Origin of the sequence: Pseudomonas sp. BN607 (genome assembly GCF_029871175.1) — a bacterium.
GTDB lineage: Bacteria > Pseudomonadota > Gammaproteobacteria > Pseudomonadales > Pseudomonadaceae > Aquipseudomonas.
In genome coordinates this window covers 233,080-256,509 of the sequence record NZ_SSOE01000061.1, presented here as the reverse complement: position 1 = coordinate 256,509, position 23,430 = coordinate 233,080, and the positions used below count along the sequence as shown (strand labels likewise).

Annotated in this window: 22 protein-coding genes; 11 read left to right on the top strand and 11 right to left on the bottom strand. The window is 58.4% G+C overall.

Going from position 1 to position 23,430, the window contains the following annotated elements:
* Positions 1 to 94: 94 nt before the first annotated feature.
* The 3 genes from E8E68_RS19040 to E8E68_RS19030 all read right to left on the bottom strand — a co-directional run bounded on the left by E8E68_RS19040 (position 95) and on the right by E8E68_RS19030 (position 3,351).
* Positions 95 to 949 (bottom strand): acyl-CoA thioesterase II, encoded by an 855-nt coding sequence (locus tag E8E68_RS19040; RefSeq protein ID WP_110743189.1) that lies wholly within the window; start codon positions 947 to 949, stop codon positions 95 to 97.
* Between the two features lie 96 nt (positions 950 to 1,045).
* Positions 1,046 to 1,822, bottom strand: a complete 777-nt coding sequence (locus tag E8E68_RS19035; RefSeq protein WP_266030234.1) for an enoyl-CoA hydratase-related protein — start codon at positions 1,820 to 1,822, stop codon at positions 1,046 to 1,048.
* A gap of 8 nt (positions 1,823 to 1,830) precedes the next feature.
* Complete coding sequence (locus E8E68_RS19030) at positions 1,831 to 3,351, bottom strand: AMP-binding protein (RefSeq protein WP_177410702.1); 1,521 nt, start codon at positions 3,349 to 3,351, stop codon at positions 1,831 to 1,833.
* 266 nt (positions 3,352 to 3,617) lie between these two features.
* On the opposite strand from E8E68_RS19030, the gene E8E68_RS19025 reads away from it, so the two are divergent.
* Positions 3,618 to 4,385, top strand: coding sequence for an SDR family oxidoreductase (locus E8E68_RS19025; RefSeq protein ID WP_110743192.1), 768 nt, complete (start codon positions 3,618 to 3,620; stop codon positions 4,383 to 4,385).
* A 70-nt stretch (positions 4,386 to 4,455) separates the two neighbouring features.
* Entirely contained in the window at positions 4,456 to 5,016 is a 561-nt protein-coding gene (locus E8E68_RS19020; RefSeq protein WP_280343744.1) for a TetR/AcrR family transcriptional regulator, read from the top strand.
* Between the two features lie 46 nt (positions 5,017 to 5,062).
* Here E8E68_RS19020 and E8E68_RS19015 read toward each other — a convergent pair whose 3' ends face one another.
* From E8E68_RS19015 to E8E68_RS19005, 3 genes are read right to left on the bottom strand one after another with little or no spacing between them, the layout of a single operon-like run.
* On the bottom strand, positions 5,063 to 6,010 hold the full coding sequence (locus E8E68_RS19015) for a hydroxymethylglutaryl-CoA lyase (RefSeq protein ID WP_110743193.1): 948 nt from the start codon (positions 6,008 to 6,010) through the stop codon (positions 5,063 to 5,065).
* A 4-nt stretch (positions 6,011 to 6,014) separates the two neighbouring features.
* Positions 6,015 to 6,416: a cupin domain-containing protein gene (locus E8E68_RS19010; RefSeq protein ID WP_266030228.1), complete on the bottom strand. Its 402-nt coding sequence runs from the start codon at positions 6,414 to 6,416 to the stop codon at positions 6,015 to 6,017.
* Positions 6,417 to 6,428: 12 nt separating this feature from the next.
* Complete coding sequence (locus tag E8E68_RS19005) at positions 6,429 to 7,817, bottom strand: biotin carboxylase N-terminal domain-containing protein (protein WP_110743304.1); 1,389 nt, start codon at positions 7,815 to 7,817, stop codon at positions 6,429 to 6,431.
* A 186-nt stretch (positions 7,818 to 8,003) separates the two neighbouring features.
* Between E8E68_RS19005 and E8E68_RS19000 the strand changes: the two genes are divergently transcribed.
* The 7 genes from E8E68_RS19000 (at position 8,004) to E8E68_RS18970 (ending at position 15,611) form a co-directional block, all read left to right on the top strand.
* Complete coding sequence (locus tag E8E68_RS19000) at positions 8,004 to 8,780, top strand: enoyl-CoA hydratase/isomerase family protein (protein WP_110743195.1); 777 nt, start codon at positions 8,004 to 8,006, stop codon at positions 8,778 to 8,780.
* Positions 8,777 to 10,309 (top strand): acyl-CoA carboxylase subunit beta, encoded by a 1,533-nt coding sequence (locus E8E68_RS18995; protein WP_110743196.1) that lies wholly within the window; start codon positions 8,777 to 8,779, stop codon positions 10,307 to 10,309. The genes E8E68_RS19000 and E8E68_RS18995 overlap by 4 nt, the downstream gene beginning before the upstream one ends.
* Positions 10,310 to 10,337: 28 nt before the next feature.
* On the top strand, positions 10,338 to 10,550 hold the full coding sequence (locus E8E68_RS18990; protein ID WP_047602697.1) for a biotin/lipoyl-containing protein: 213 nt from the start codon (positions 10,338 to 10,340) through the stop codon (positions 10,548 to 10,550).
* Positions 10,551 to 10,568: 18 nt separating this feature from the next.
* On the top strand, positions 10,569 to 11,414 hold the full coding sequence (locus E8E68_RS18985; RefSeq protein ID WP_266030225.1) for a fumarylacetoacetate hydrolase family protein: 846 nt from the start codon (positions 10,569 to 10,571) through the stop codon (positions 11,412 to 11,414).
* 72 nt (positions 11,415 to 11,486) lie between these two features.
* Positions 11,487 to 12,836 (top strand): MFS transporter, encoded by a 1,350-nt coding sequence (locus E8E68_RS18980; RefSeq protein ID WP_266030224.1) that lies wholly within the window; start codon positions 11,487 to 11,489, stop codon positions 12,834 to 12,836.
* Positions 12,837 to 12,910: 74 nt separating this feature from the next.
* On the top strand, positions 12,911 to 14,065 hold the full coding sequence (locus tag E8E68_RS18975) for an acyl-CoA dehydrogenase family protein (RefSeq protein ID WP_266030222.1): 1,155 nt from the start codon (positions 12,911 to 12,913) through the stop codon (positions 14,063 to 14,065).
* A 193-nt stretch (positions 14,066 to 14,258) separates the two neighbouring features.
* The gene (locus E8E68_RS18970; RefSeq protein ID WP_280343735.1) at positions 14,259 to 15,611 is read left to right on the top strand and encodes an OprD family porin; all 1,353 of its coding nucleotides are present in this window, start codon (positions 14,259 to 14,261) and stop codon (positions 15,609 to 15,611) included.
* A 116-nt stretch (positions 15,612 to 15,727) separates the two neighbouring features.
* On the opposite strand, the gene E8E68_RS18965 is transcribed toward E8E68_RS18970, so the two are convergent.
* Entirely contained in the window at positions 15,728 to 16,615 is an 888-nt protein-coding gene (locus E8E68_RS18965; RefSeq protein WP_266030219.1) for a LysR family transcriptional regulator, read from the bottom strand.
* A 111-nt stretch (positions 16,616 to 16,726) separates the two neighbouring features.
* On the opposite strand from E8E68_RS18965, the gene E8E68_RS18960 reads away from it, so the two are divergent.
* Together E8E68_RS18960 and ppnN are read left to right on the top strand one after the other, a co-directional pair.
* On the top strand, positions 16,727 to 17,788 hold the full coding sequence (locus E8E68_RS18960; protein ID WP_266030218.1) for a YeiH family protein: 1,062 nt from the start codon (positions 16,727 to 16,729) through the stop codon (positions 17,786 to 17,788).
* A gap of 100 nt (positions 17,789 to 17,888) precedes the next feature.
* Positions 17,889 to 19,262 carry a nucleotide 5'-monophosphate nucleosidase PpnN gene (gene ppnN, locus E8E68_RS18955; RefSeq protein WP_266030217.1) on the top strand — a complete coding sequence of 458 codons (1,374 nt, stop codon included), beginning with the start codon at positions 17,889 to 17,891 and terminating at the stop codon, positions 19,260 to 19,262.
* Positions 19,263 to 19,412: 150 nt separating this feature from the next.
* Here ppnN and E8E68_RS18950 read toward each other — a convergent pair whose 3' ends face one another.
* The 4 genes from E8E68_RS18950 to E8E68_RS18935 all read right to left on the bottom strand — a co-directional run bounded on the left by E8E68_RS18950 (position 19,413) and on the right by E8E68_RS18935 (position 23,417).
* A complete protein-coding gene (locus E8E68_RS18950) occupies positions 19,413 to 20,948 on the bottom strand; it encodes a DHA2 family efflux MFS transporter permease subunit (RefSeq protein ID WP_266030216.1) in 1,536 nt (511 codons plus the stop codon).
* Positions 20,945 to 22,138 carry an HlyD family efflux transporter periplasmic adaptor subunit gene (locus E8E68_RS18945; protein WP_266030215.1) on the bottom strand — a complete coding sequence of 398 codons (1,194 nt, stop codon included), beginning with the start codon at positions 22,136 to 22,138 and terminating at the stop codon, positions 20,945 to 20,947. Before E8E68_RS18945 ends, E8E68_RS18950 begins: the two co-directional genes overlap by 4 nt.
* A gap of 30 nt (positions 22,139 to 22,168) precedes the next feature.
* On the bottom strand, positions 22,169 to 22,642 hold the full coding sequence (locus E8E68_RS18940; RefSeq protein ID WP_110744100.1) for a MarR family transcriptional regulator: 474 nt from the start codon (positions 22,640 to 22,642) through the stop codon (positions 22,169 to 22,171).
* A gap of 145 nt (positions 22,643 to 22,787) precedes the next feature.
* Entirely contained in the window at positions 22,788 to 23,417 is a 630-nt protein-coding gene (locus E8E68_RS18935) for a response regulator (RefSeq protein WP_280343725.1), read from the bottom strand.
* Between the last annotated feature and the right edge of the window lie 13 nt (positions 23,418 to 23,430).

Below are 23,430 nucleotides of genomic sequence, written 5' to 3'. Positions count from 1 at the left end.
CCCTCTAGGCACCAATTGTTATTTTTGAGTCAGAAGAGCGTTTTGAGCATGCAAAAAAATAGCGACCCCAAACGTGAGGCCGCTGATAGAGAAATCAGAGTTTCCGAATAAGTCCTTCTTGTGCAACAGAGGCAATAAGCCGCCCTTGCTGGTCAAAAATCGAGCCGCGCGAAAGGCCTCGGCCCGCCCCACTCCAAGGGCTGTCATTGACATACAGGAGCCACTCGTCCACGACGCAATCGCCGTGGAACCAAATCGAATGATCCAGACTGGCAACCCGCATGTCTCGCTGCATATCGGAAACGCCATGCGGAAGCAAAGACGTAATCAGCAGGGCCGTATCACTGGCATAAGCCAGCAAGCTTCGATGAACGTCAGTATCGCGAGTGGTGAGCTGCGCAAACCTGAACCAGAAACTCTTTTGCGGCGCACGAGCCTTGGGAGCGCTAGGATCAATAGGCTCTACCGGTCGGATCTCCAGCGCATTGGCGGCTTCGTGGCGACGTTTGATCTCTTCGATCAAATCAGCATCCCCGGCCAGGAGTTCCAGCTCCGTCGGCAAGGCCGACGGAACGGCGACCTCAGGCGCGCAGTGCTGGTGGTGAAACCCCTCTTCAACAGTATGAAATGAACCATCTCCAACGAAAATGACTTTCGAATCCTGCCAGGCTGTGAGCCGCCTGCGGCTGAAGCTTCGACCGTCCTGAACGGTCTCGACCTCATACATCACGGGCGCGTCCGCACGCCCTGGACGCACGAAGTACCCGTGCAGGGAATGCAGTTTTTTATCTGCCAGCACCGTACGCGTCATCGCCATCGCTGCCTGGCCTAATACCTGCCCACCAAAAAGCTGAGGTAATCTCAGGTCCTGGCTCTCACCTTTGAATACATTGGCCTCCACCTCCTCCAAAGCGAAGATGGCGGCTAACTTCTCTGCCGGCGTACTCATCTAGACTCGCCTCGCTGGCGCGCGCATGGACAGGCAAAAGGCGGGAGACAACCTACCCACCCTCACGCCCATGCAGCGCTCGTTATGTCCAGTGCTTCACCGCCCCTTGTAAGCGGGCTCGCGTTTATCGGTGAACGCTGCAATACCTTCTTTGAAGTCTTCGCTCAGAAGGATTCGACGGAAAGCCGTGCGCTCCAATTCCAACGCAGCGTCAAGACCGCAGTCAGCGCCGCGTCGAATCACTTGCAACGACGCCCGCACAGCCAGAGGGCCATTTTTGGTGATGCTGTGAGCAATTTCCAAAGCACGCGGCAGAAGGTTATCCGAGGTAGTGAGCTCACTCACCAATCCTTCTGCGAGCGCTCGCTCGGCGCCAATAGGCTCGCCGGTCAGCACCATTTGAGTCGCCAGGGCGCTGGAGACCACTCGGGACAATCGAGTGACGCCACCGGCACCGGCGATGACACCCCACCGCGGCTCCGGAAGCGCGAACTTGGCATAATCCACAGCAATGCGCAGGTCGCAGGCCAACGCGATTTCAAGCCCTCCGGCATAGGCAAGACCGTTAATGGCGGCAATGATCGGTTTGGTCGTCGGCGAACCGCGGTTGATACCGCAAAAGTCACCATCGTCCAGTTCCTTGACCGCCCTCTCACGCAGATAGGGCAAGAAGGTGCCGATGTCGGCGCCTGAACAGAAGGCCTTGGTGCCGGCCCCCGTCAATACCACAACCTGGATCTCGTCATCGGTATTGATCCGCGACCAGATCTCCTGGAAGGCCAGATGCGTGTTCAGGTCAATGGCGTTCATGGCCTGAGGACGATTGATCGTCACCAGGGCGACAGGACCTTGTTTTTCGAAGTCGATAGCCATGATTATCCTCAGCCCTGCGGCTCAAAACGTTGACGGAGTTCGCGCTTGAGAATCTTGCCGTTGTGGTTGAACGGCATATCCGCGTAGGTGATGAATTCGACACGCTTCGGCAGCTGGTAACTAGCCAGATGCTCCCGGGCATGCGCGACGAGCAGCTCAGGATCACCGACCACCCCATCGTGCAGCACGATGATCGCGGTAACCTCTTCACCCCAGCGCTCGTTGTTCAGACCGATCACTGCAACTTCGCGAACGTGATCATGTTTTGCCAGCACGGCCTCGACTTCCTGGGAATAGACATTCAGCCCGCCGGTTTTGATCATGTCCTTCAGACGGTCGTAGAAGTACACAAAACCGTTGGCATCCATGTGCGCAAGGTCGCCAGTGTGTAGCCAACCATCCTGGTCAATCGCATCAGCCGTCGCATCGGGGCGGTTGTGGTAGCCCAACATGATGGTAGGACCCCGCAGGACGATCTCGCCAATCTCGCCTGGAGGTGCAATGTTGCCCTTGTCGTCAACGATAGCCACCTCGATGTTCTGGAAGGCCCGGCCAATCGATCCACGAGCGCGGTCGTAATCCTCCTCCTTGAGCACCGTCGCAATCGGGCCAGCTTCAGTGAGGCCATACTGGTAGTAAATCTTCACGCCAGGGATGCATGCTTTCATGGCGCTGCGGTCGTTTGCGGTAAGAATGCCACTGCCTACGTACCACCGGGTCATGGAACTCACATCCAGCTCCTTGGCGAGCGGGTGCAAGACGAACTCGCGTGCCAGCGAGGGCGGCATGAAGGTGTTGGTAACGCGCTCTTTATCGATGACGCACAGCACCTCTTCAGTGGCATATTTCTCAAGCAGCGTAGCGGTAGCCCCGAGGTACAAGTGGGGGAGCAACCAGCAATTGAGCGCTGCAGAATGGTGCAACGGCGTAGCGATCAACGTGTTATCGCCCTCCACCATGTCTGTGTCGATGATTTCGTTGAGCGAGTTCCAGAAGAGATTGGAATGGCTCAGCAGCACGCCTTTGGATCGCCCGGTCGTGCCTCCGGTGTAGAGAATCACGGCAGGATCATGTTCGCTCAGGCGGTCTGTCGGGTGGGGAGCGTCTGCATAATCTGCTTTGAACGCATCCAGCGACTCCAGATTCACCACGGGAAATCGCAGCGTTTCCAGCAACCCACCAAAGGCTTCAACATGTTGCTCGGATACGAACAGCACCTTTGAGCCACTGTCCTCGAGCATCATGGAAATCTGCTCAGGCGTTTCCCGATAGTTCAGTGGCACGGCTACGGCACCGATCTTGACGACCCCGTAGAACGCCTCGACCCATTGGCGGCTCGAGCTGGCAAGGAACGCGACCTTGTCTCCATGTGAAACACCCTGCGCCAGGAGCGCGTGGCCTACTCGGTTGGCACCGGACTCGAACTCTGCGTAGGTCGTGCGTCCGACCTTATCGATCAGGGCCACTTTGCTGGGGAAACGCTTGGCATTGTGGGTGATGTGACCACCCAGCAGCATACGGCTAGACATGAAAAATCCTCTTGTAATTGTTTTGAGGCTCCTCAGCGCGCAGATGTTCACGCAGCGTCCGAGCCGTCTGGACGCCCAGAATAACTAACCCACGTTAGTTTGCAATAGGGGAAACGCCGGATTTTTAGAACAAGAATGCCTACAGACAGCCGGGATCCAGCGGAAAAACAGGCCACGCAAGGCCTGAATACCTTGTAATTCAAGCGAAAGGAGATAAAAATAACGCTTGTTAGTTTCCTATACCAAAAACAAGATGAGGACTCACCATGCTAGACCTTTCACTACGCCTCGATGATGCAATCGTGCTGATCACGGGAGGCGGCCGAGGGAATGGCGCATCCCTCGCCCATGGTTTTGCCATCGCCGGCGCGACCGTCATCGTGACCGACATTGACATGAACACCGCATCAGGGACAGCCAAAGCCATATGCGACGAAGGTGGTAAGGCTCATGCATTTGCCCTCGATATCTGTGACGAGGCCGCTTGTATCAATCTCGCAGATCTCATAAGGCGTGAAATCGGCAGTATCACGGCGCTGATCAACAATGCGGGCCTGCTCTTCCGTGCCCCATTCGCCAGCGAAAAGAGCCCGGAGCAGTGGCGTCGAACCCTGGCAGTGAATGTAACTGGCATGTTCAATGTCACCCATGCCTTCCTTGCGCACTTGAAAGAAACGAAAGGCTCAGTTCTCAACATCGGCTCCATCCACAGCTACACATCCGGCTTGGCCTCACTGTCCAGCTACGTGACGTCCAAAGGGGCGGTCTTGCAATTTACCAAGGCACTGGCGTCCGAATTGGCCGCTGACGGTATCCGTGTAAATGGACTCGCGCCAGGCTCGTTCCCGACGGCTATGTCGCAAGAAACACGGCAAGATCCTGGCAAGCTTGAGGCCTTTCTCAGTCACGTGCCCATGGGGCGTACGGGGGAACCGCACGAGCTGGTAGGGCCGGCAGTGTTCTTGACCTCGCACCTGGCAAGCTATATTACTGGCGCGATGGTTCCTGTGGATGGTGGCTATCTGACCCGCTAAGCCGCCCTCCCATTCTTGAAGAGACATTTACCTGATGCGACCTGTAGGCGCGAAACGAGAAGTCACCGAATTGGCCATTCACACCGCTGGCGTGGACTTGATTGCCAAGTACGGCTACGAGGCGATGACCCTGAGAACCCTTGCGGAGCAGGTCGGCATCAAAGCTGCCTCCCTCTACAACTACTTCAGCAACAAGCAAGAGTTCCTAGCCACAGTCCTCAAGGCCGTGATGCGCGATCTGCTGATGGAATTCACCGAAAAGGTGGACCTTCAGCCATCCACATATCAGCGTTTTGAGGCCATGGTAGGCGTGCATCTGCATTTCCATACTGAGCGCCGCAAGGAGGTCTTCATCGGCAATATGGAGCTTCGCAGCCTGGATGAGGACAATTACCGCATGGTTACCCGCTTGCGCTCAGAGTACGAGCGTCGGGTTCGTCAAATCATCGAGGATGGCGTGCAGGAAGGAATCTTCAATGTCTCTGACTGCAACCTCACAACCAAAGCACTGATCTCCATGCTGACCGGTATCTGCACCTGGTATCAGCCGGGGGGGAAGCTCGGGCTGGAGGAGCTGGAGCGGCAACACATCGAACTGTCGCTCAGAATGGTAGGATTTAAATCCACTTGAACCCAAAACCCCACCTCGAAGGTGGGGTTTTCACTGCCAGCTTGCGTCAAGCCTTTTTGTAACGCTCCAAGCTACCACCATGCATGACCTTGCCGGGTAGCTGTCGACCGAAGATATCCTCTGCAAGTTTTGCGACTTCGATCAAGGCGTCGAGATTGACGCCAGTTTCAATACCCATCTCCTCACACATGAATACGAGGTCTTCGGTGCAGATGTTCCCTGCAGCACCGCGATGGCCTGCGAATGGGCAGCCACCCAGCCCCGCACAGGAACTGTCGTATTTCGCAACGCCCAGCTTCAGCGCGGCGTACACATTCGCCAAACCTGTCCCCCGAGTGTCGTGAAGGTGGAGACCTAACGCCAGGTCGGGCCACTTCTCGCGAATGGCGCCAATCGTCCTTTCCATCATCAAAGGATTTGCCCAGCCAACGGTGTCAGCAAGGTACACACCCTTGAGCTGTACATCGGCTTCGGTCGCCAGATCCAGCACCTCTCCCACCATTCGGACAACCTGGGGGATGGGCATATAGCCTTCGTAGTTGCACCCGAAAGCAGTCATGACGTAGCCCCACTCAACTGGAACACCATGCTCTGCGTACGACTTCAGCCAAGCGCGCTGCTCATCGAGCGTCTGCTCGATGTTCTTGTTGGTGTTGTTGACTGAAAACGCTTCGGACGCAGTTACCCGGATCGCGCCGATGATATCGAGCTGAGATTTGTAAGCACGCTCTAGCCCTTGCTGGTTCAGCCAGAGACCGGTGTAGCGCACGCCAGGCTTCTTGTTGATGGCAGCCGCCAGCTCATCAGCGTCCGCCATCCCTGGAACGCGCTTCGGATTGACGAAAGAAACGCAGTCAATCTGCTTCAGGCCCGTCTCAGCGAGCGCTTCAATCAGCTCAGTCTTCCGATGCAGTGGGATAGGATTGGCTTCGATCTGGAACCCTTCACGGGGCCCCTCTTCGTTGATCAAGATTTTCTTTGGCAGGTCGCTCATTTGTTTACTCCAGATTCTGACCAGCGTGTACGCCTTCCAGGAACTTGTTCGGGCGAAGGAAGAAGGAAAGCACCAGCGCCCCATTGGGCGATCGCGCCAGATGCTGATTACCGCGAGGACGCCAAACGAAGTCGCCTGCGACCACCTCACCCTCGTCATCTACGATGCTGCCTTCCAGCACGTAGGTCTGCTCCACCTCGACATGCTCATGCAAAGGAAGCTTGGTGCCAGGCGCCCAACGGAATAATGCAGTGAGCAGGCCGCTTTCCTTATCCTGCAATAGAATTTTCATGTCGATGCCAGGTGTTGGCGTAGGCTTCCAAGGGAGTGATTCAACGTTGATATAGCGCGACGCCAGTTCAGCGAGACCTTCAATGCCCGGCACGTTGGGTGTGGTAACAGCCATGACGATCTCCTCTTAAGCTTGTTGTTCTGCGGCGACAGCGAACAGGCTTTCGCTGTGCTCATCAATGAAGCGAGTGTGAACCTTTGCTTCGAGATACGCAGGTTCAGCCAACACGCGGAGCAGGAACTGACGATTGGTTTTCAGGCCGGAAATCTTGAGCTCGGAAAGTGCTTTTTTGAGGCGAGAAACTGCCTCTGCACGGTCTTTCCCATGAGCAATTATTTTCATGATCATCGGGTCGTAGAAAGGCGTGATTCGATCACCGGCTACGAACCCGCCATCAATCCGAACGCCCTCGACCTGAGGCATCTCGAGCGCTTCGATCAGGCCTGGAGCAGGCATGAATTTCTTCTCAGGAGACTCCGCGTAGAGACGGGCCTCAATGGCGTGCCCATTGCGCTGGATCGATTGCTGCGTCAACTCAGCCTCCACGCCCTCCCCCAGCGCATGACGAATTTGAGCTTCAACCAGGTCTACCCCAGTCACAGCCTCCGTGACAGGGTGCTCTACTTGAATACGCGTATTCATCTCAAGGAAGAAATACGATTTCGATTTGTCGTCGTAGAGAAACTCTACGGTACCGGCACCATCGTATCGGCAGAGTTTGGCGAGGTTTACGGCAGCTTCCGCCATGTGCGCCAGGACATCCGACGGCACGTTCGGCGCGGGAGACTCTTCAAGCACCTTTTGGTAGCGGCGCTGGATCGAGCAATCGCGCTCAAAGAGGTGCACAGCCTCACCATTGCCAAAGCCAAACACCTGCACTTCGATGTGGCGAGCACTTTCAATCAGCTTTTCCAGGAAGACAGTCCCATCGCCGAAAGCACGCTCGGCCATACGCTGTGTTGCAGCGACCGCCTCAACCAGGTCAGCAGGCGAATGAACAGGCTTGAGCCCGATACCGCCACCACCCGCTGAAGCTTTGACCAAGAGTGGGTAACCCACCACTCTGGCGGCATTGATCAGCGCCTCAGGATCTTCGGCAGTAACGTTTTCCGCGGCGGGTTGCACAGGAACACCCGCTTTGATGGCCAGGTGACGGGAGCGCTGCTTGTCCCCCATTGCCTTGATCACCTCAGCGGTGGGGCCAATGAAGGTAATGCCGGCAGCAGCGCAAGCGTCGGAGAAGTCGGTGTTTTCAGACAAGAAGCCATAGCCGGGGTGTACCAGTGTTACACCGTTCTCTTTGGCAACTCGCAACACCTTCTCCGCATCTAGATAGCTTTCCGCCGCTTTGGACGGGCCAATCAGAAACGCCTCATCAGCAGCCTTCACGTGCTGAGATTCGGCATCTGCTTCGGAATACACCGCAACGGTAGGAATTCCGAGAGCCTTGGCGGAGCGAATCACCCGGCATGCGATCTCGCCGCGATTCGCGATCAGTAGTTTTTGTTCTGTCACGATCATCTCCTAAAACTAACAGTTGTAAGTCACTAGCATCGATACGTTCGCCTCTGCTTGTGCGCCGCTATCTCTAGGCAATGCGACCATAAGCTGAAAAACGACGACCAGGCTTGTGCTGGAAACAAAGCCTAGCTATATTCTCGAAAACTAACAACGGTTAGTAAAACAAAAAAGGAGAATCCCTTGAGCACAACGCAGCTCCTGGTCGAGCGCCAAGGCCCCCGCGCCACCATCATCCTGAGCAATCCTGCCAAGCGAAATGCGATCGCCACCGCAACTGCCAGGAACCTGGTCGACACGTTGATACAGCTGGATGGTGAGCAGGACATCCGAGTCATTGTCATCACGGGTGAAGGCGAGTGCTTCTCCTCTGGCGGTGACCTCGACGAATTTCTTTCGACTGTCGATGCAGGTGGTACCCAGCTGTGGGAAACCGGCGAACCTTGGCAGCGCCTTTTCAGCGTAATTCCGACCCTGAGTAAGCCGGTGATTGCCCGCGTCGTTGGCCCAGCCATGGCTGGAGCGTGCGGCCTGGTCGCTGCGTGCGACTTTGCGTATTGCACCGAAGGCGCCAAGTTCGGCTCTCCGGAAGTGAAGATTGGCCTCTTCCCGCTTTTCATCCTTCCGGCGCTTCTAGGTCGGCTGGGAGAGCGCCACGCCCTGGATCTGGCCCTCACCGGCCGCACCATTGATGCCCAGGAGGCCTACCGCATGGGCCTCGTCAATCACGTTGCGACGGCTGATGAAATCGACACGCTGGTAGACCAGCTGGTGAAAACCTTCACACATCTGGAGCCCGCCACTGTCCGTCGGGGCAAGCACGCGTTCAACAAGATCTCGTCCGTCGGCCTGATTGAAGGCTTGGAACTGGCCCGCGGCCTGCGTCCTGCCTTCATGTGCTCCGAAGAGCTTCGTCGCGGTATCGAGAAATTTTTTGCCAAGAAAGAGGTGAAGGCATGAGCGGCTACGAAAACGTAAAAGAACTGCAACGTCGCGTCGAAATTGCACGCGCCGGCGGTTCAGACAAAGCAAAAGAAAAACACCAGGCTCAAGGTAAGATCCTGGTCCGCGACCGTCTCAACATGCTCTTCGACAACGGTGAGTACCTTGAGGACGGTTTGCTGGTCGGCGCATCTCGCGGAATGCCTGGCGACGCCGTGGTAACTGCAATTGGCAAGATCAACGGCCAAGAAGTCGCTGTCATTGCAAACGACATGACTGTCAAAGCGGGCACTTGGGGCTACCACACCTTCCGTAAAATCGTTCGCATGCAAGAAATTGCTGTGGATGCCAAGATGCCAATCATCTACCTCGTGGACAGTGCTGGCGCTCGTATCGACAGCCAGTTCGATTGCTACCTGGGAAGGATCGCATGGGGCAACATTTTCTACACGCAAGTGCAAATCTCGGGTGTAGTACCCCAGGTCTGCGTCATGTTCGGCCCCTCTCCCGCGGGTTCTGCCTATGTACCAGCGTTGTGCGACCTGGTCATCATGGTCGACAAACAGGCAACTGCTTACCTGGGTTCTCCGCGGCTGGCTGAAGCGGCAATCGGCGAGAAGGTAACTGAAGAGCAAATGGGCGGTGCTCGCATGCACTGCGCCATGAGCGGGCTCGGCGACTACCTGGCGCAAAATGAAGAAGAAGCACTCAAGGCAGCTGCTGACTACCTTCGCTTCTTCCCAAGCCACAACAGCCAGCTTCCTCCTCTGCGTGAGCCGAAACAGCCCGCGTCCAAACGTTCGATCACCGAAATCGTCCCCGCAGACCAGAACCGTCCGTTTGAGGTGAGGGAGCTCGTTGAATCGCTTGTGGACGAAGACTCGATCTTTGAAGTGAAGGCGCTCTTTGCCAAAGAGATCTACACCGCGTTCGCTTACCTGGGCGGCCGCCCTGTCGGGATTATCGCGAACAACTCGAAGAACAAAGGCGGTGTTCTGTTCAACGACAGCGCAGACAAAGCTACCCGTTTCATCTGGGCGTGCAACGCCTTCAACATTCCACTGCTTTTCCTGCAGGACATCAGTGGCTACATGATCGGTAGCGCCGTGGAAAAAGCGGGGATCATCCGTCACGGCGCCAAGCTGCTGCATGCCGTGTGCGAGGCGAAGGTGCCGCGCATCTCCGTCATGGTTCGCAAAGGTTACGGCGGTGGCTACCTGGGTATGTCAGGTGGTCCGACCATGCCTGACGCACAGCTCGCCTTGCCGGGTGCAATGCCGGCTCTGATGGGCCCAGAGGCTGCCATCAACGCCATCCACTACAACGAGATCCAGGCCCTGGAAGGTGAAGCGCGAGCTGCGTTCATCGATGAGAAGCAGAAGGCCTACGCCAAGGACATCAACGCGTTCGATCCTGCGGATCAATTCTCCTTCGAAGCGGTTATCGATCCAGACGATCTGCGTGACGAGCTGATCAAGCGCTTTGCCTTGTACAGCCGCCGTGAAATTCCTCGCATCGATCGCCGCAACGGCATCTACCCGGTTTAACCCCTGACAATTAGAAAGGATTTAGCTGATGAGCGAAATCAAAGCACCCATGGCCGGCAACATTTGGAAGATCAACGTTCAGGTGGGGCAGGAGATCAACTTCGGCGATGAAGTCATCATCATGGAATCCATGAAGATGGAGATCCCGGTAGAGGCCGATGACTCGGGCGTCGTTAAAGAAATCAAGGTCGTAGAAAACGACACCGTCGACGACGGGCACGTTCTCATTGTCCTGGGTTAATCCTGAGAGATTTTGTCCATGAAAATTGCATCCTTCATCTATGACGGGCGCAGTTCGTACGGTGTCGTTGATGGCGACACCGTTTCGGACGCCGGCGCAGTGCTCGGTCAACGTTATTCCGATTTGCGCTCCGTTCTAGCGTCCAGCAACGGTCTGGATGAACTCGCTGCGCTGCGCGATGCGCCGACGCTGAGCGTAGACCAGGTCCAATGGCTGCCAGTCATCCCAAACCCCGACAAGGTGCTGTGTGTCGGCCTGAACTACCTGAAGCATATAGTCGAGACTGGCCGCGAAGTACCAAAGCACCCCACCCTGTTCACTCGATTCGCGAGTGCTCAGGTTGGTCATGATCAGCCACTCATCCAACCCAAGGCCTCTGCTGCTTTCGACTTTGAGGGCGAGCTGGCGATCGTCATAGGCAAATCGGGTCGGCACATCTCAAAAGAAAATGCGCTTCAGCACGTAGCCGGTTACAGCCTTTTCAACGACGGATCCATTCGTGATTGGCAGCGACACACCCTGCAGTTCACTGCAGGTAAGAATTTCGTCGGGAGCGGTAGCTTTGGCCCTTGGCTCGTCACCCAGGACGAAATCACCGATATCGACAGCCTCGTCCTGGAGACGCGCCTGAACGGTGAGGTGGTTCAGCGTGAAGGCCTTGATGATCTGCTGTTCAAGATCCCTGAGTTGATTGAATACATCTCAACCTTCACCGAGCTTCTGCCGGGAGATGTGATCGCAACTGGAACCCCCGGTGGCGTAGGTGCATTCCGTACCCCGCCATTGTGGATGAAACCTGGTGATGTTGTTGAAGTTGAAGTGGAGGGAATCGGAACACTCAAAAATACCGTAAATGCTGAGTAATACTTAAATGGTGGAAGGCGTCCACGCGCGCCTTTCATTCGAAGTCCGCACAATAACAACACTGGACTCACCATGAAATCGACGATCGACGCCTCCAGCTGGCGCCTTGCTGAAGCTACCGCAATCAATCGTGTGCTGTTTCGAAAAATAGCACTGCGGGTTATCCCTCTGATCTTTGTCGCCTACATCTTCGCCTTCCTTGATCGGGTGAACATCGGCTATGCGAAGCTTCAGATGCTCCCCGACCTAGGCTTGACCGAAAGCCAATACGGCTTCGCGGCGGGCATCTTTTTTATTGGCTACGCGCTGTTCGAGATCCCAAGCAATCTACTGCTAGACAAGATAGGCGCCCGCAAAACCATGACGAGAATCATGGTGCTCTGGGGGCTTGCATCGGCCGCTACCATGCTTGTCACGACCGCACAGCAGCTCTATCTCTTGCGTTTGCTGCTTGGCATCTTTGAAGCTGGATTCTTCCCCGGCGTGATTCTCTATCTGAGCTACTGGTTCCCAAGCTATATGCGCGGTCGAGTCACCGGCACGCTTCTGCTTGCCACACTTGTTGCGCCGATCCTGGGGGGCCCAATCTCCGGCATCATCATGGAGTCAATGAATGGTGTTTCTGGCTTGGCGGGATGGCGGTGGCTGTTCTTGCTTGAAGCCGTACCCATCATCTTCATCGGGATCGCCTGCTTCCTGTTGCTTTGCGATAAGCCCGAACAGGCGCGCTGGCTCAGCACCGATGAGAAGGCTCTGCATCAAGAGCTGATGGCTCATGACAAGGCAACGCTCGACCCGGATGCGGTCAACCCACACAGTGGCCAGGCGATATTCAGCGCGCTCATCGACCCGAAAGTCTATGTGCTGGCGTTCCTCTATTTCAGCTCCGCTCTCGGTACCTACGCGTTCAATTTCTGGCTGCCGACCACGATCCAAAAGCTCGGTGTTTCCAGCATCACCCACATTTCGCTCTACGCAATGCTCCCCTTCACCTGCGCCGCCCTTGGGATGATTTTGATCGGTCGCAGCTCTGACCTGCGACGCGAGCGACGCATGCATTACTGCATCAGTATCTTGTTCGGGGCAGCAATGCTGTCCCTCTCTACCTTCTCTACTTCCCTCCCCCTGTCCCTCGCCTTGTTGGGTGGAGCAGCGTTCGGGTTCAGTGGGGCAATCATCGTCTGCTGGGCAATTCCAGCGACCTACCTCAAAGGCAAAAGTGCGCCGGCAGGGATTGCATTGGTCAGCTCGTTGGGCTCGCTCTGCGGTTTCGCTGCACCTTCGATCATTGGTCTTGCGCGCGAATTGACGGGTAAGGATCACGCGGGCATGTATGCGATCAGCCTGATCATGGTGATCGCAGCGCTCTGCATGCTCACGCTCATGCCTAAGCATGCCCTTGCTGTCGGTAAACCTGACTGACTGATTTCCTCTCCAGTGGCCGGGAAGGCACATGGCCCCGGCTTCTTCGCAATCAATAAGCCCAGGAGACTAGGATGTTCTTGAACCTATCCGAAGAAGAGCAGCTGTACTGCGATGCAGTGGAAGGCACGATCAACAGGGTGGCTCCCGTTGAGCATGTACAGAAGCTGGATAATGCCAAGAAATTTGATTTCGACCTGCATAAAGCACTGGCTGAGCTTGGCGTCTGGGGCGTGGGTATCGACGAAGACTTCGGGGGATCCGGGGGAACGCCCAAGCTGCAGGTTCTGACCCTGGAGGCGCTAGGCCGCAGGGCCACCTCCATGGCAGTCTTCGGCGTCGTTCAGTTCATGGCTACGCGACTGCTCAGCCAATACGGGACGCCACAGCAGCAAGATCAATACCTGGCTAGACTTTGCGCTGGCGAGATCAAAGCATCGTTCTGCCTGACTGAAGAAAGTGGTGGCACTGACATCCTGCAGGCGATGCGCACCAAGGCCAAGCGAGTTGATGACGGTTGGCGACTCACCGGTGGCAAATATTGGATCAGTGGCGCGATCCACGCTGACCTGCTCATTGTCCTCGCTCGCACCGGCGACCACCGCTCGCGCGGCGTAACCATGTTCCTCGTCGATAAGTCAGCACCTGGCGTTTCGGCCTCAGAGATCAATACCTTCGCTATCAACAGCTACGACACCTGCTCTGTTGCCTTCGACGACGTAAAGCTCTCGGATGACGCAGTGCTGGGCGAAGTCGATCAGGGTTTTATCCAAGTGTTGAGCACGCTCAACGCTGAGCGGCTGAACGCCGCTGCAGTTGCCGTTGGGATTGGTCGAGGCGCTCAGCAGCTGGCAGTTGAGTACGCCAAGGATCGCAAAGCGTTCGGGCGACCTATCGGTCAGTTCCAGGCGCTACAGCATCGCCTGGTATATGCCGGCGTCGCGCTGGAGCAGGCGTGGCTCACGACCCAAATGGCTGCGATTGCAGAGGAGCAAGGCCATCAGAATATCGAAGTTTCCAGCGCCGTCGCCAAGCTTGCCGCCAGTAAAGCTGCCAACGAAGCGGTCAGGGTTGGCATGGAGTCAATGGGGGGAGCTGGCTTTGATCTGGAATATCCGATGCAACGCTACTATCGCGATATTCGCCTCTACTCTTTTGCACCACTGACCGACGACATGCTTGCAAACCTGCTGGGTGAGCGCTGGCTTGAGTTGCCTCGATCATTTTGAAATCAAAACCTCGCGATGGGTACTAGAGCGCCGTTATTACAGCTTCAATGCCGCAGGCATGCGTGCATGCCTGCGTAATAGTACACACGCGCACACGAATGAATGAGCAACCTCAAACGACAATTCGTGGCCCTAAAACGCTCATAAACATGCGTTACCTCCCCAAACAACAACAATAAGGAAGGTACATAAGATGTCACGCCATTGCGCAATGCTGATGGGCGCTCTCTGCATCTCCTCATTTCAGGCAAATGCAGCGGAAAACCCATTCTTAGATGACGCAAGACTCCGGCTTACCCATAAGAATTTTTTCTTCCACCGAGATTTCCGTAACGGCAGTTCAAGTGCAACCGGCACAAACGCCTTCAAGCCCGTTAACGAAAGAAATGGTTACGCACAGGAGTGGGCCCAAGGCTTTCTTCTGGATTATCAGTCCGGCTTTACACCCGGAGCAATCGGTCTTGGGGTAGATGCCAATGCCATCTTAGGCCTCAAGCTGAGTGCAGGAGGCGGTACGGCAGGCTTGCGACTGCTACCCATCGACGGCGATGGCAAGCCTGGCGATGAATATTCCAGGGTGGGTGGCGCGCTAAAGCTTCGTGCATCAAAAAGCACGCTGAAGTATGGCGAACAGATGCCAATGACACCTGTACTGGCGGTGAATACTGTTCGGCTATTCCCCAGCGCCGCCACGGGCCTTCAGTTAAACGTTAACGAATTTGACAACTTCACTGTGGAGGCAGGCCACTACACGAGACAGACCGGCGTTGACGCCTCCAACAGCGACGACAAATTCACGACTGACTACGCCCTCAAGCGTGGAGGGACTGCCATCACCTACGACTCGGCTAGTTTTATTGGCGGGCGATATCAGCAAGATAATTTATCGTTCGCTCTCTATGCAGGTCAGTTGGAAGAGGCTTGGCACCAATACTACGGCAACAGTAAGTACGCTTACGCCATTGATGAAGGCCAAAGGGTCGCTTTCGACTTCAACATTTACCGTACCTTAAACTATGGCAAAAGCATCGCGGGCCCCATCAACAACACGTCCTGGTCATTTTCCAGTGCCTACACTACCGGCGGCCATACATTCTCAGTCATTCACCAGCGGGTCAACGGTGACGAACCCTTGGACTGGATCGGCTTTGGCACCATGGGCGGAACCATTACCATCGGGAATGCTGTCCAGTACGCGACGTTCACCGAGGCCAATGAGCGATCCTGGCAACTGAGATACGACTTCGACTTCGCAGCCCTAGGCATACCAGGGCTTAGCTTCATGACGAGATATGTCAGGGGGGATGGTATGAACAACGCGCACAGTCATAACCCCTTCTACACCGCTCGCCACGTGTACGACAACGACAAGGATAACAAGCATTGGGAGAGAAATTTCGATATCAAGTACGTGATCCAGTCTGGGCCGGCGCGCGATTTATCATTTCGTCTCAGGCAATCCACTCACCGGGCTACCAGCGGTTACAGGTACCTCGACATCGATGAGGTCAGGCTGATTACCGAATTTCCATTGAATATTTTCTAAGCTCGGGCGCCGTAGGCGCCCAGGCCATAAGGGATCTCAAAAGCACGTCTTCAAGTTGAATTCATGGCGCCTGTGACCCCTTAGCGGGTGAACCCGCGCCCACCGGGCCGGCCTGTTCACCCCTCGTCCCGCATACTCACACACAACTCCAGAAACCGCGCCGCCGCCCGCGACGGCGTGGCCGCATGCGGCATCAGGATGGAAAACCGCCTGACCAACCCGTGCGGCAATACCTGCAAACGGTGCAGCGCCCCATCCTCATGGCGGATCGACATCGCCGAGACAAAACCGATTCCCATCCCGGCCCGCACCGCCTCCTTCACGCCTTCCACCCCGGCGATCTCCAAGGCCACCCGCATCGCCACGCCATCACGGGCAAACGCGCGCTCGACGATTTGCCGCACCCCCGAACCGCTCTCGCGCAGCACCAATGGGTAGGCCCCCAGCGATGCCAGTGTGTGCTGGTCCTTATCAGCCAGTGGATGGCCGCGCGGCACAATCGCCACGATCTCGTCCTCGCGCCACGCCGTCAACGCCGTACCCAACGGCAGCTCCTGGCCAGGCGGGCCTTCGATCAGGGCAATATCGACACCGTCCAGGGCAGCGACTATCTCCGCCGTGTTGCCATGCGTGGTGGTGACCAGCACGTCCGGATAACGCCCATGAAAATCGGCGATCAGGTAAGGCAACAGGTAGCTGGCCGGGGTGGTACTGGCGCCGATGCGCAAAGTGCCACGCTCCAGCCCCTGCATGGCCTCGCGCAGCGCCTGCGCCTGGCGGAAGGTTTCACGCAGGCGTTCGGCATGCGCCAGCAGCTGCTCGCCAGCCGCCGTCAGCCGCACGCCGCGGCCGGCACGTTGGTAAAGGGGCTCGCCAAACGCTTCCTGCAGCAGCTTGAGCTGGCCGGACACTGCCGGCTGCGACAGGTGCAGGGCCTGAGCTGCATGGCTGATGTTGCCGTGCTCGGCAACCGTGGCGAAAGTTATCAGCTGTTCAGGGGTCATGATTAGAAAATATCAGCTATTCGGATATTTGCCATTTTAAATTACGATTTTTTATAAGCTTATAACCGTATTAACGTAGCCCTTGTCGAAACACCTTTCCGGAGGACTCACATGGCCACGGTTCCGTCCAACCCTGCTTACGCCCCTACCCTTTCTACCAAAGGGCGGCTCAATGGCATTCTGTTCGTCGCGCTGTTCGCGCTGGCGGTCACGCAACTGGCGGCCATGCCCGCTATCGCCAACCTCGGCATCAGCCCGCTGATCGTCGGTATCGTCGCTGGGGCGCTGTATGGCAACGCGCTGCGTGACGGCGTACCGGCAAGCTGGGCGGCAGGTATCAACTTTTCGGCTCGCGGCCTGTTGCGCATCGCCGTGGCGTTCTTTGGCCTGCGGGTAAGCCTGCAGGAAATTGCCGAAGTCGGCTGGTCGGGGCTGATCGTGTCGCTGCTGGTGGTTGGCAGCACCCTGCTGATCGGCCTGTGGTGCGGCATGAAAGTGTTCAAACTGGACCGCGACACCGCCTTGCTGACTGCCGCCGGCAGCGCCATCTGTGGTGCCGCCGCCGTCCTGGCCTTCGAATCGGCGCTGCGCAGCGCCCCGCACAAAAGCGCCATGGCAGTGGGTAGCGTGGTGTTGTTCGGCACCTTGTCGATGTTCCTCTACCCCCTGGCGATCAACGCCGGCTGGCTGCACCTGGACACCATGGGCGCCGGGCTGCTGCTGGGCGGCACCCTTCATGAAGTCGCACAGGTGGTTGGCGCCGCCAGCAACGTCAGCCCCGAGGCCACGCATATCGCCACCATCGTCAAGATGACCCGGGTCATGCTGCTGGTGCCGGTGTTGCTGCTGGTGGGCCTGTGGATCAGCCGTTCGCGCCAGGCCGGCCAGGCGCAGGGCAACGGGCGCATCGCCATGCCCTGGTTCGCCTTCGGCTTCCTCGCCCTGGTGCTGGTGAATTCGCTGCAGGTATTGCCTGGCAGCGTGACCCAGGCGGTCAACAGCCTGGACACCTTTGCCCTGACCATGGCCATGACGGCCCTGGGCATGGAGACCCGTTTCAGCCAGATCCGCCAGGCCGGGCCACGGGCGCTGGCTACCGGGGCGCTCCTCAACCTGTGGCTGGTGGGGGGTGGCCTGGCGATTACCCTGGGGGTACAGAAGCTGTTGGGCTGAGCCAATCCCAAGGTTTTTCGCAGCCCCCCTCGTGGGAGTCCAATTTTCTAGGTATGGTGGTGTCAAAGAAGGATGTTTTACCCGCACAGGAAAGACTTAGATGCCTCAACGCCATGTCATCAATGCATCCGTCAGCCCCAAAGGCAGCCTGGAGACGCTGTCACAACGTGAAGTGCAGCAATTGAGTGAAGTCGGTACCGGTAGCCTTTACACCCTGTTCCGCCAGTGCGCCCTGGCCATCCTCAACACCGGCGCCCATGTCGACAATGCCAAGACCATTCTCGAGGCCTACAAGGACTTCGAGGTGCGTATCCACCAACAGGACCGAGGCGTACGCCTGGAGCTGCTGAATGCCCCGGCTGACGCGTTTGTCGATGGCGAGATGATCGCCAGCACCCGCGAGATGCTGTTCAGCGCCCTGCGCGACATCGTCTACACCGAAAGCGAACTGGCCAGCCAGCGCATCGACCTGGAAAGCTCCCAGGGCATCACCGACTACGTATTCCACCTGCTGCGCAACGCCCGCACCCTGCGCCCCGGTGTGGAGCCGAAGATGGTGGTGTGCTGGGGCGGCCACTCGATCAGCAGCGAGGAGTACCAATACACCAAGAAGGTCGGCCACGAGCTGGGCCTGCGCAAGCTGGACGTGTGCACAGGCTGCGGCCCGGGTGTGATGAAGGGCCCGATGAAGGGCGCCACCATCGCCCATGCCAAGCAGCGCATGCACGGCAGCCGCTACCTGGGCCTGACCGAGCCGGGCATCATCGCTGCCGAGGCACCCAACCCGATCGTCAACGAACTGGTGATCCTGCCGGACATCGAGAAGCGCCTGGAAGCCTTCGTACGTGTCGGCCACGGCATCATCATCTTCCCCGGCGGTGCCGGTACGGCAGAGGAGTTCCTCTACCTGCTGGGCATCCTCATGCACCCGGACAACCGCGACGTGCCGTTCCCGGTGGTGCTCACCGGCCCGCGCAGTGCCGAGCCTTACCTGCAACAGCTGCACGCTTTCGTCGGCGCCACCCTGGGTGAGGCGGCGCACCGCCTGTACGAGATCATCATCGACGACCCGACGGAAGTCGCCCGGCGCATGGTCGAAGGGCTGAAGGCGGTGAAGCAGTTCCGCCGCGAGCGCAATGATGCCTTCCACTTCAACTGGCTGCTGAAGATCGAGGAGAGCTTCCAGCGCCCCTTCGACCCGACCCACCAGGCCATGGCCGAGCTGGACCTGCGCCGAGAGCTGCCTGCGCATGAGCTGGCGGCCAACCTGCGCCGGGCCTTTTCCGGCATTGTTGCCGGCAACGTCAAGGACAAGGGTATCCGCCTGATCGAGGAGCACGGCCCCTATCAAATTCACGGCGACAGTGCCGTGCTCGACCCGCTGGGCCGGCTGCTGCAGGCGTTCGTCGACCAGCACAGGATGAAGTTGCCTGGCGGCGCGGCCTATGTACCCTGTTATCAAGTTGCAACCTGACCCATCTCGATCTGGCTTTTGATCTTGATGTTCGCGACTTTCAGGAGGCCGGACGCAGGCCTCCTGAAGCCGCAATCTGCGGCACCTCTGCTACCGCGCGCTTAGAAGCAAATCAACGCGAGCGCGACGGGATCTTGCCTTGTGTCTGGCTCAATGTCCCGCCGACGCCGGCCCCGCCTTGGCGGTAAACGGTGGCTTGGCAAACCACACCAACAGGATCAACCCGGCAAACACCCAGGTCATCAAGGTGAAGTAGTCCACCGTCGACATCATGTAGGCCTGCCCGTTAAGTATCTGCTCCAGCTGCGCATAACTCTGCGGGGTGGCACCACCCAGTTGTTCAAGGGTATGCCGCGTTGCCGGGTCGAACTGGCTGATGTTCTCGCTCAGGTAGGCATGATGCTGGTCCGCCCGACGAATCCAGATCCACGTCGTCAACGAAGCGGCAAAGCTCCCGCCCAGAGTACGAAGGAAGGTCGCCAGCCCCGAGCCATCGGCAATCTGGTGCGGTGGCAGGTCGGACAGCAGGATGCTCAAGGTCGGCATGAAGAACAGCGCCACCCCTATCCCCATGAACAACTGCACCAACGCCACATGTTGGAAATCCACCTCGCTGGTGAACCCCGCACGCATGTAGCAACTGGTACCGATCGCCAGGAACGCCAGCCCCGCCAACACCCGCAGGTCGAACCGGTGGGCATACTTGCCCACGAACGGCGACATGATCACCGGCAGCAGGCCGATAGGCGCCACCGCCAGGCCCGCCCAGGTCGCGGTATAACCCATCTGCGTCTGCAACCACTGCGGCAGGATCAGGTTGATCCCGAAGAACCCGGCATAACCACCGACCAGCACAATCGTGCCAACGCGGAAGTTACGGTGCACGAACAGGCGCAGGTTGACCACCGGGTGCCGGTCGGTCAGCTCCCAGATCACGAACACCGCCAGGAACACTACCGAGATCAGGCTGCCGACAATGATGAACGACGACTCGAACCAGTCCAGGTCGTTGCCTTTGTCCAGCACCACCTGCAAGGCCCCCACGCCGATGATCAACGTCATCAGCCCGATGTAGTCCATCGGCTGGCGGCTGGTGACCACTGGCCGCGCGCGCATCTGCTGGCGCACCACAGCGGCGGCGAACAGGCCGATCGGCACGTTGATGAAGAAGATCCACGGCCAGCTGTAACTGTCGGTGATCCACCCCCCCAGAATCGGCCCGGCGATGGGCGCCACCACCGTGACCATCGCCAGCAGTGCCAACGCCATCCCCCGTTTTGCCGGGGGGTAGACGGCAATCAGCAACGTCTGGGTCATCGGGTAAAGCGGCCCGGCGACCACACCTTGCAGCACACGAAAGCCGACCAGTTCGGGCATCGACTGCGCGATACCGCACAGGAACGACGCCAGCACGAACAGCAGCGTGGCCCAGATGAACAGTTTCACCTCCCCAAAGCGCCGGCTCAGCCAGCCCGTCAATGGCAAGGCGATGGCGTTGCTCACCGCGAACGAAGTGATGACCCAGGTGCCCTGCTCGTAGCTCACCCCCAGGTTGCCGGAAATGGTCGGCAAGGCGACGTTGGCAATGGTGGTGTCCAGCACCTGCATGAACGTCGCCAGCGACAGGCCGATGGTGGTCAGCAGCAGGCTTGGCGGCGTGAACTGCGCAGCGGCATTGTTGCTCATCGCTGCGCCGTCTTGCCCGGAGCGCTGTTTTCATGAATCAGCTGGGCGATCAGGTGGTCGGCTTCGACCAGCTGGCGGTCATAGACCTGGGTGGTGTAGCTGGCTTGCTGGGGTGGCTGCTGGGCTAGGGTCGGGCCGCTCTGGTCGTGCAAGTCGACCTCCACCACGGTGGACAGGCCAATACGCAGCGGGTGGTCCTTGAGCTGGTCCGGGCTCAGGTGAATTCGCACGGGTACGCGCTGGACGATCTTGATCCAGTTGCCGGTGGCGTTCTGCGCCGGCAACAGGGCGAAAGCGCTGCCGGTACCAGCGCCGAGGCTGTCGACCGTGCCGCTGTACTTGACGTCGCTGCCATACAGGTCGGCACTGATTTCCACCGGTTGGCCGATGCGCATGTCACGCAGCTGGGTTTCCTTGAAGTTGGCGTCGATCCACACCTGGTCGAGCGGGATTACCGCCATGGTCGCAGTGCCCGGCTGCAGGCGCTGGCCCAACTGCACGGTACGTTTGGCGACGTAGCCGGTGACCGGCGCCACCAAGGTAGTGCGGGCGTGGTCGAGGTAGGCTTGACGCAGGTCGGCTGCGGCCGCCATGACCTCGGGGTGCGAGGACACCACGGTGTCGTCGACCAGCGCGCTGCTGGTGCTCAGCTGCTGGCGAGCACTGTTGACCGCAGCCTGGGCCACGCTCAGGTCATCGCGGGCGTGGGACAGTTCTTCTGCGGCTATCGCCCCGCTGTCGGCCAGCACTTTGCGCCGGTTGAAGTCCTGCTGCGCCTTGCGCAGTTCGGCCTGGCGCGTTTCCAGCTGGGCCTTGAGCGAGTCGACGTTGCTGTACAACCCGCGCACTTGCCGCACAGTACGTGCCAGCTTGGCTTCTGCGGACTGCAGGGCCACTTCGCTGTCGGCCGGGTCGAACTGCAGCAACACCTGGCCGGCATGCACCAGGTCGCCGTCATCGGCGCCAATGCTGGTGACCGTACCGGTGACCAGCGGGGTGATCTCCACCACGTTGCCATTGACGTAGGCATCGTCGGTGCTTTCGTGCCAGCGACCGACCAGGCTGTACCAGGCCCAGGTGCCGATACCGGCAAGGATCACCAGTAACAACAGGCCAAGCAGCCAGGCTTTACGCTTGCGCGAAGGCTCGGGCGCGGCGGAGGGAGTCGGGGTGTCTGCGGGAGTAGCCATGACAATACCTTGGATAATTCGTGACAGGGTTCAACGGTCGCCAAAGCGGCGGATCGTCAACGGGTCGCCAGCAGCGAGCAGGACTTTGGCCAGCAGGCCTTCCAGGGCCTTCAACTCCTCTGGGGCCAACGCACCGCACAATTCGTTCATGGCGCCAGCGCCGATTTCCGGCAGGCGGTCGGCCAGGCGCTGACCGTCGGCAGTCAGCGCCAGGCGCACCAGTCGGCGGTCATCGGCACAGCGGGTGCGCACGATCAGGCCCTTCTGCTCGAGGCGGTCGAGCATGCGGGTCATCGAACCGCTGTCCAGACCCAGGTAGCGGCAGAGCTCCGCTGGGGTATCCACCTGGTACTGGGTGACGATGATCAGCACCTTGAACTGCGCGGCAGTGACGCCCTCAGATTCAAGATGCCAGTCGAGGATGCGGTCCTTGAGGATCGCCGCCCGGCCAAGCAGCATGCCGATGGCGCAGGTCTGGAAGTTTTCGGGAGAAAAATGGGCCATCAGGGACTGCTCGGGTAATTGTGTAAAAATATTACTGCCTAGGCAGTGAATGTCAAAGCTTTGATTAGCCTGCTATGGAAAATTCATGATTTTGCTTCGATCGGCTCAACACGAACCGTGAGGCACAAGAGAACCCGAGTCGCAGTTACAACGCTCGCAGGCCCAACGCTTCGACCGCCCCGCAGGCAATGGCCATGCCCACCAACTCTGCCAGGCTGGTGGCCTGCAGGCGCTTCATCACCCGACCGCGGTACAGGTCGACGGTTTTCACGCTGATGCCCAGTTGCTCGGCGATCTCACGGTTGTTCAAGCCTTGGGCCAACGGCACGAACACATCCCGCTCACGTGGGGTCAGGCTGTCTATACGCGCTTGCACCAGTGCTTGCGCCTGGTCGCCCTGCCGCGCCCGCCCGGCGTGCTCCAACGCCGCCTGCACACTATCGAGCAGCAACTGGTCGTTGTAAGGTTTTTCAATGAAGTCGCAGGCTCCGGCCTTGAACGCCCGCACCACGATCGGCACATCGGCATGGCCGCTGACAAAGATTACCGGCAGCGCCAGACCACGCTCGCGCATCACCTGCTGCACGGCCAAACCGCCCAGCCCCGGCATACGTACATCCAGCAACACACAGGTGGGGCCATCATCGACGCAAGCATCGAGAAACGCCTGCCCGCTGGCGAACGGCAGGGCCTGCAAGCCCACCGACTGCAGCAGCCAGACTGTCGAGTCACGCATCCCCTGGTCATCATCGACCACATACACTTTCGCTTGCACCGCCACACTCCCC

Bases quoted from the DNA above. Each gene is read 5' to 3' on its own strand.
- E8E68_RS18970 (WP_280343735.1), top strand. From the start codon at position 14,259: ATGTCACGCCATTGCGCAATGCTGATGGGCGCTCTCTGCATCTCCTCA.
- E8E68_RS19015 (WP_110743193.1), bottom strand. From the start codon at position 6,010: ATGAGCGACCTGCCAAAGAAAATCTTGATCAACGAAGAGGGGCCCCGT.
- E8E68_RS18995 (WP_110743196.1), top strand. From the start codon at position 8,777: ATGAGCGGCTACGAAAACGTAAAAGAACTGCAACGTCGCGTCGAAATT.
- E8E68_RS18940 (WP_110744100.1), bottom strand. From the start codon at position 22,642: ATGGCCCATTTTTCTCCCGAAAACTTCCAGACCTGCGCCATCGGCATG.
- E8E68_RS19035 (WP_266030234.1), bottom strand. From the start codon at position 1,822: ATGGCTATCGACTTCGAAAAACAAGGTCCTGTCGCCCTGGTGACGATC.
- E8E68_RS19010 (WP_266030228.1), bottom strand. From the start codon at position 6,416: ATGGCTGTTACCACACCCAACGTGCCGGGCATTGAAGGTCTCGCTGAA.
- E8E68_RS18980 (WP_266030224.1), top strand. From the start codon at position 11,487: ATGAAATCGACGATCGACGCCTCCAGCTGGCGCCTTGCTGAAGCTACC.
- ppnN (WP_266030217.1), top strand. From the start codon at position 17,889: ATGCCTCAACGCCATGTCATCAATGCATCCGTCAGCCCCAAAGGCAGC.
- E8E68_RS19030 (WP_177410702.1), bottom strand. From the start codon at position 3,351: ATGTCTAGCCGTATGCTGCTGGGTGGTCACATCACCCACAATGCCAAG.
- E8E68_RS19025 (WP_110743192.1), top strand. From the start codon at position 3,618: ATGCTAGACCTTTCACTACGCCTCGATGATGCAATCGTGCTGATCACG.
- E8E68_RS18950 (WP_266030216.1), bottom strand. From the start codon at position 20,948: ATGAGCAACAATGCCGCTGCGCAGTTCACGCCGCCAAGCCTGCTGCTG.
- E8E68_RS18945 (WP_266030215.1), bottom strand. From the start codon at position 22,138: ATGGCTACTCCCGCAGACACCCCGACTCCCTCCGCCGCGCCCGAGCCT.
- E8E68_RS18975 (WP_266030222.1), top strand. From the start codon at position 12,911: ATGTTCTTGAACCTATCCGAAGAAGAGCAGCTGTACTGCGATGCAGTG.
- E8E68_RS18960 (WP_266030218.1), top strand. From the start codon at position 16,727: ATGGCCACGGTTCCGTCCAACCCTGCTTACGCCCCTACCCTTTCTACC.
- E8E68_RS19040 (WP_110743189.1), bottom strand. From the start codon at position 949: ATGAGTACGCCGGCAGAGAAGTTAGCCGCCATCTTCGCTTTGGAGGAG.
- E8E68_RS18965 (WP_266030219.1), bottom strand. From the start codon at position 16,615: ATGACCCCTGAACAGCTGATAACTTTCGCCACGGTTGCCGAGCACGGC.
- E8E68_RS18985 (WP_266030225.1), top strand. From the start codon at position 10,569: ATGAAAATTGCATCCTTCATCTATGACGGGCGCAGTTCGTACGGTGTC.
- E8E68_RS18990 (WP_047602697.1), top strand. From the start codon at position 10,338: ATGAGCGAAATCAAAGCACCCATGGCCGGCAACATTTGGAAGATCAAC.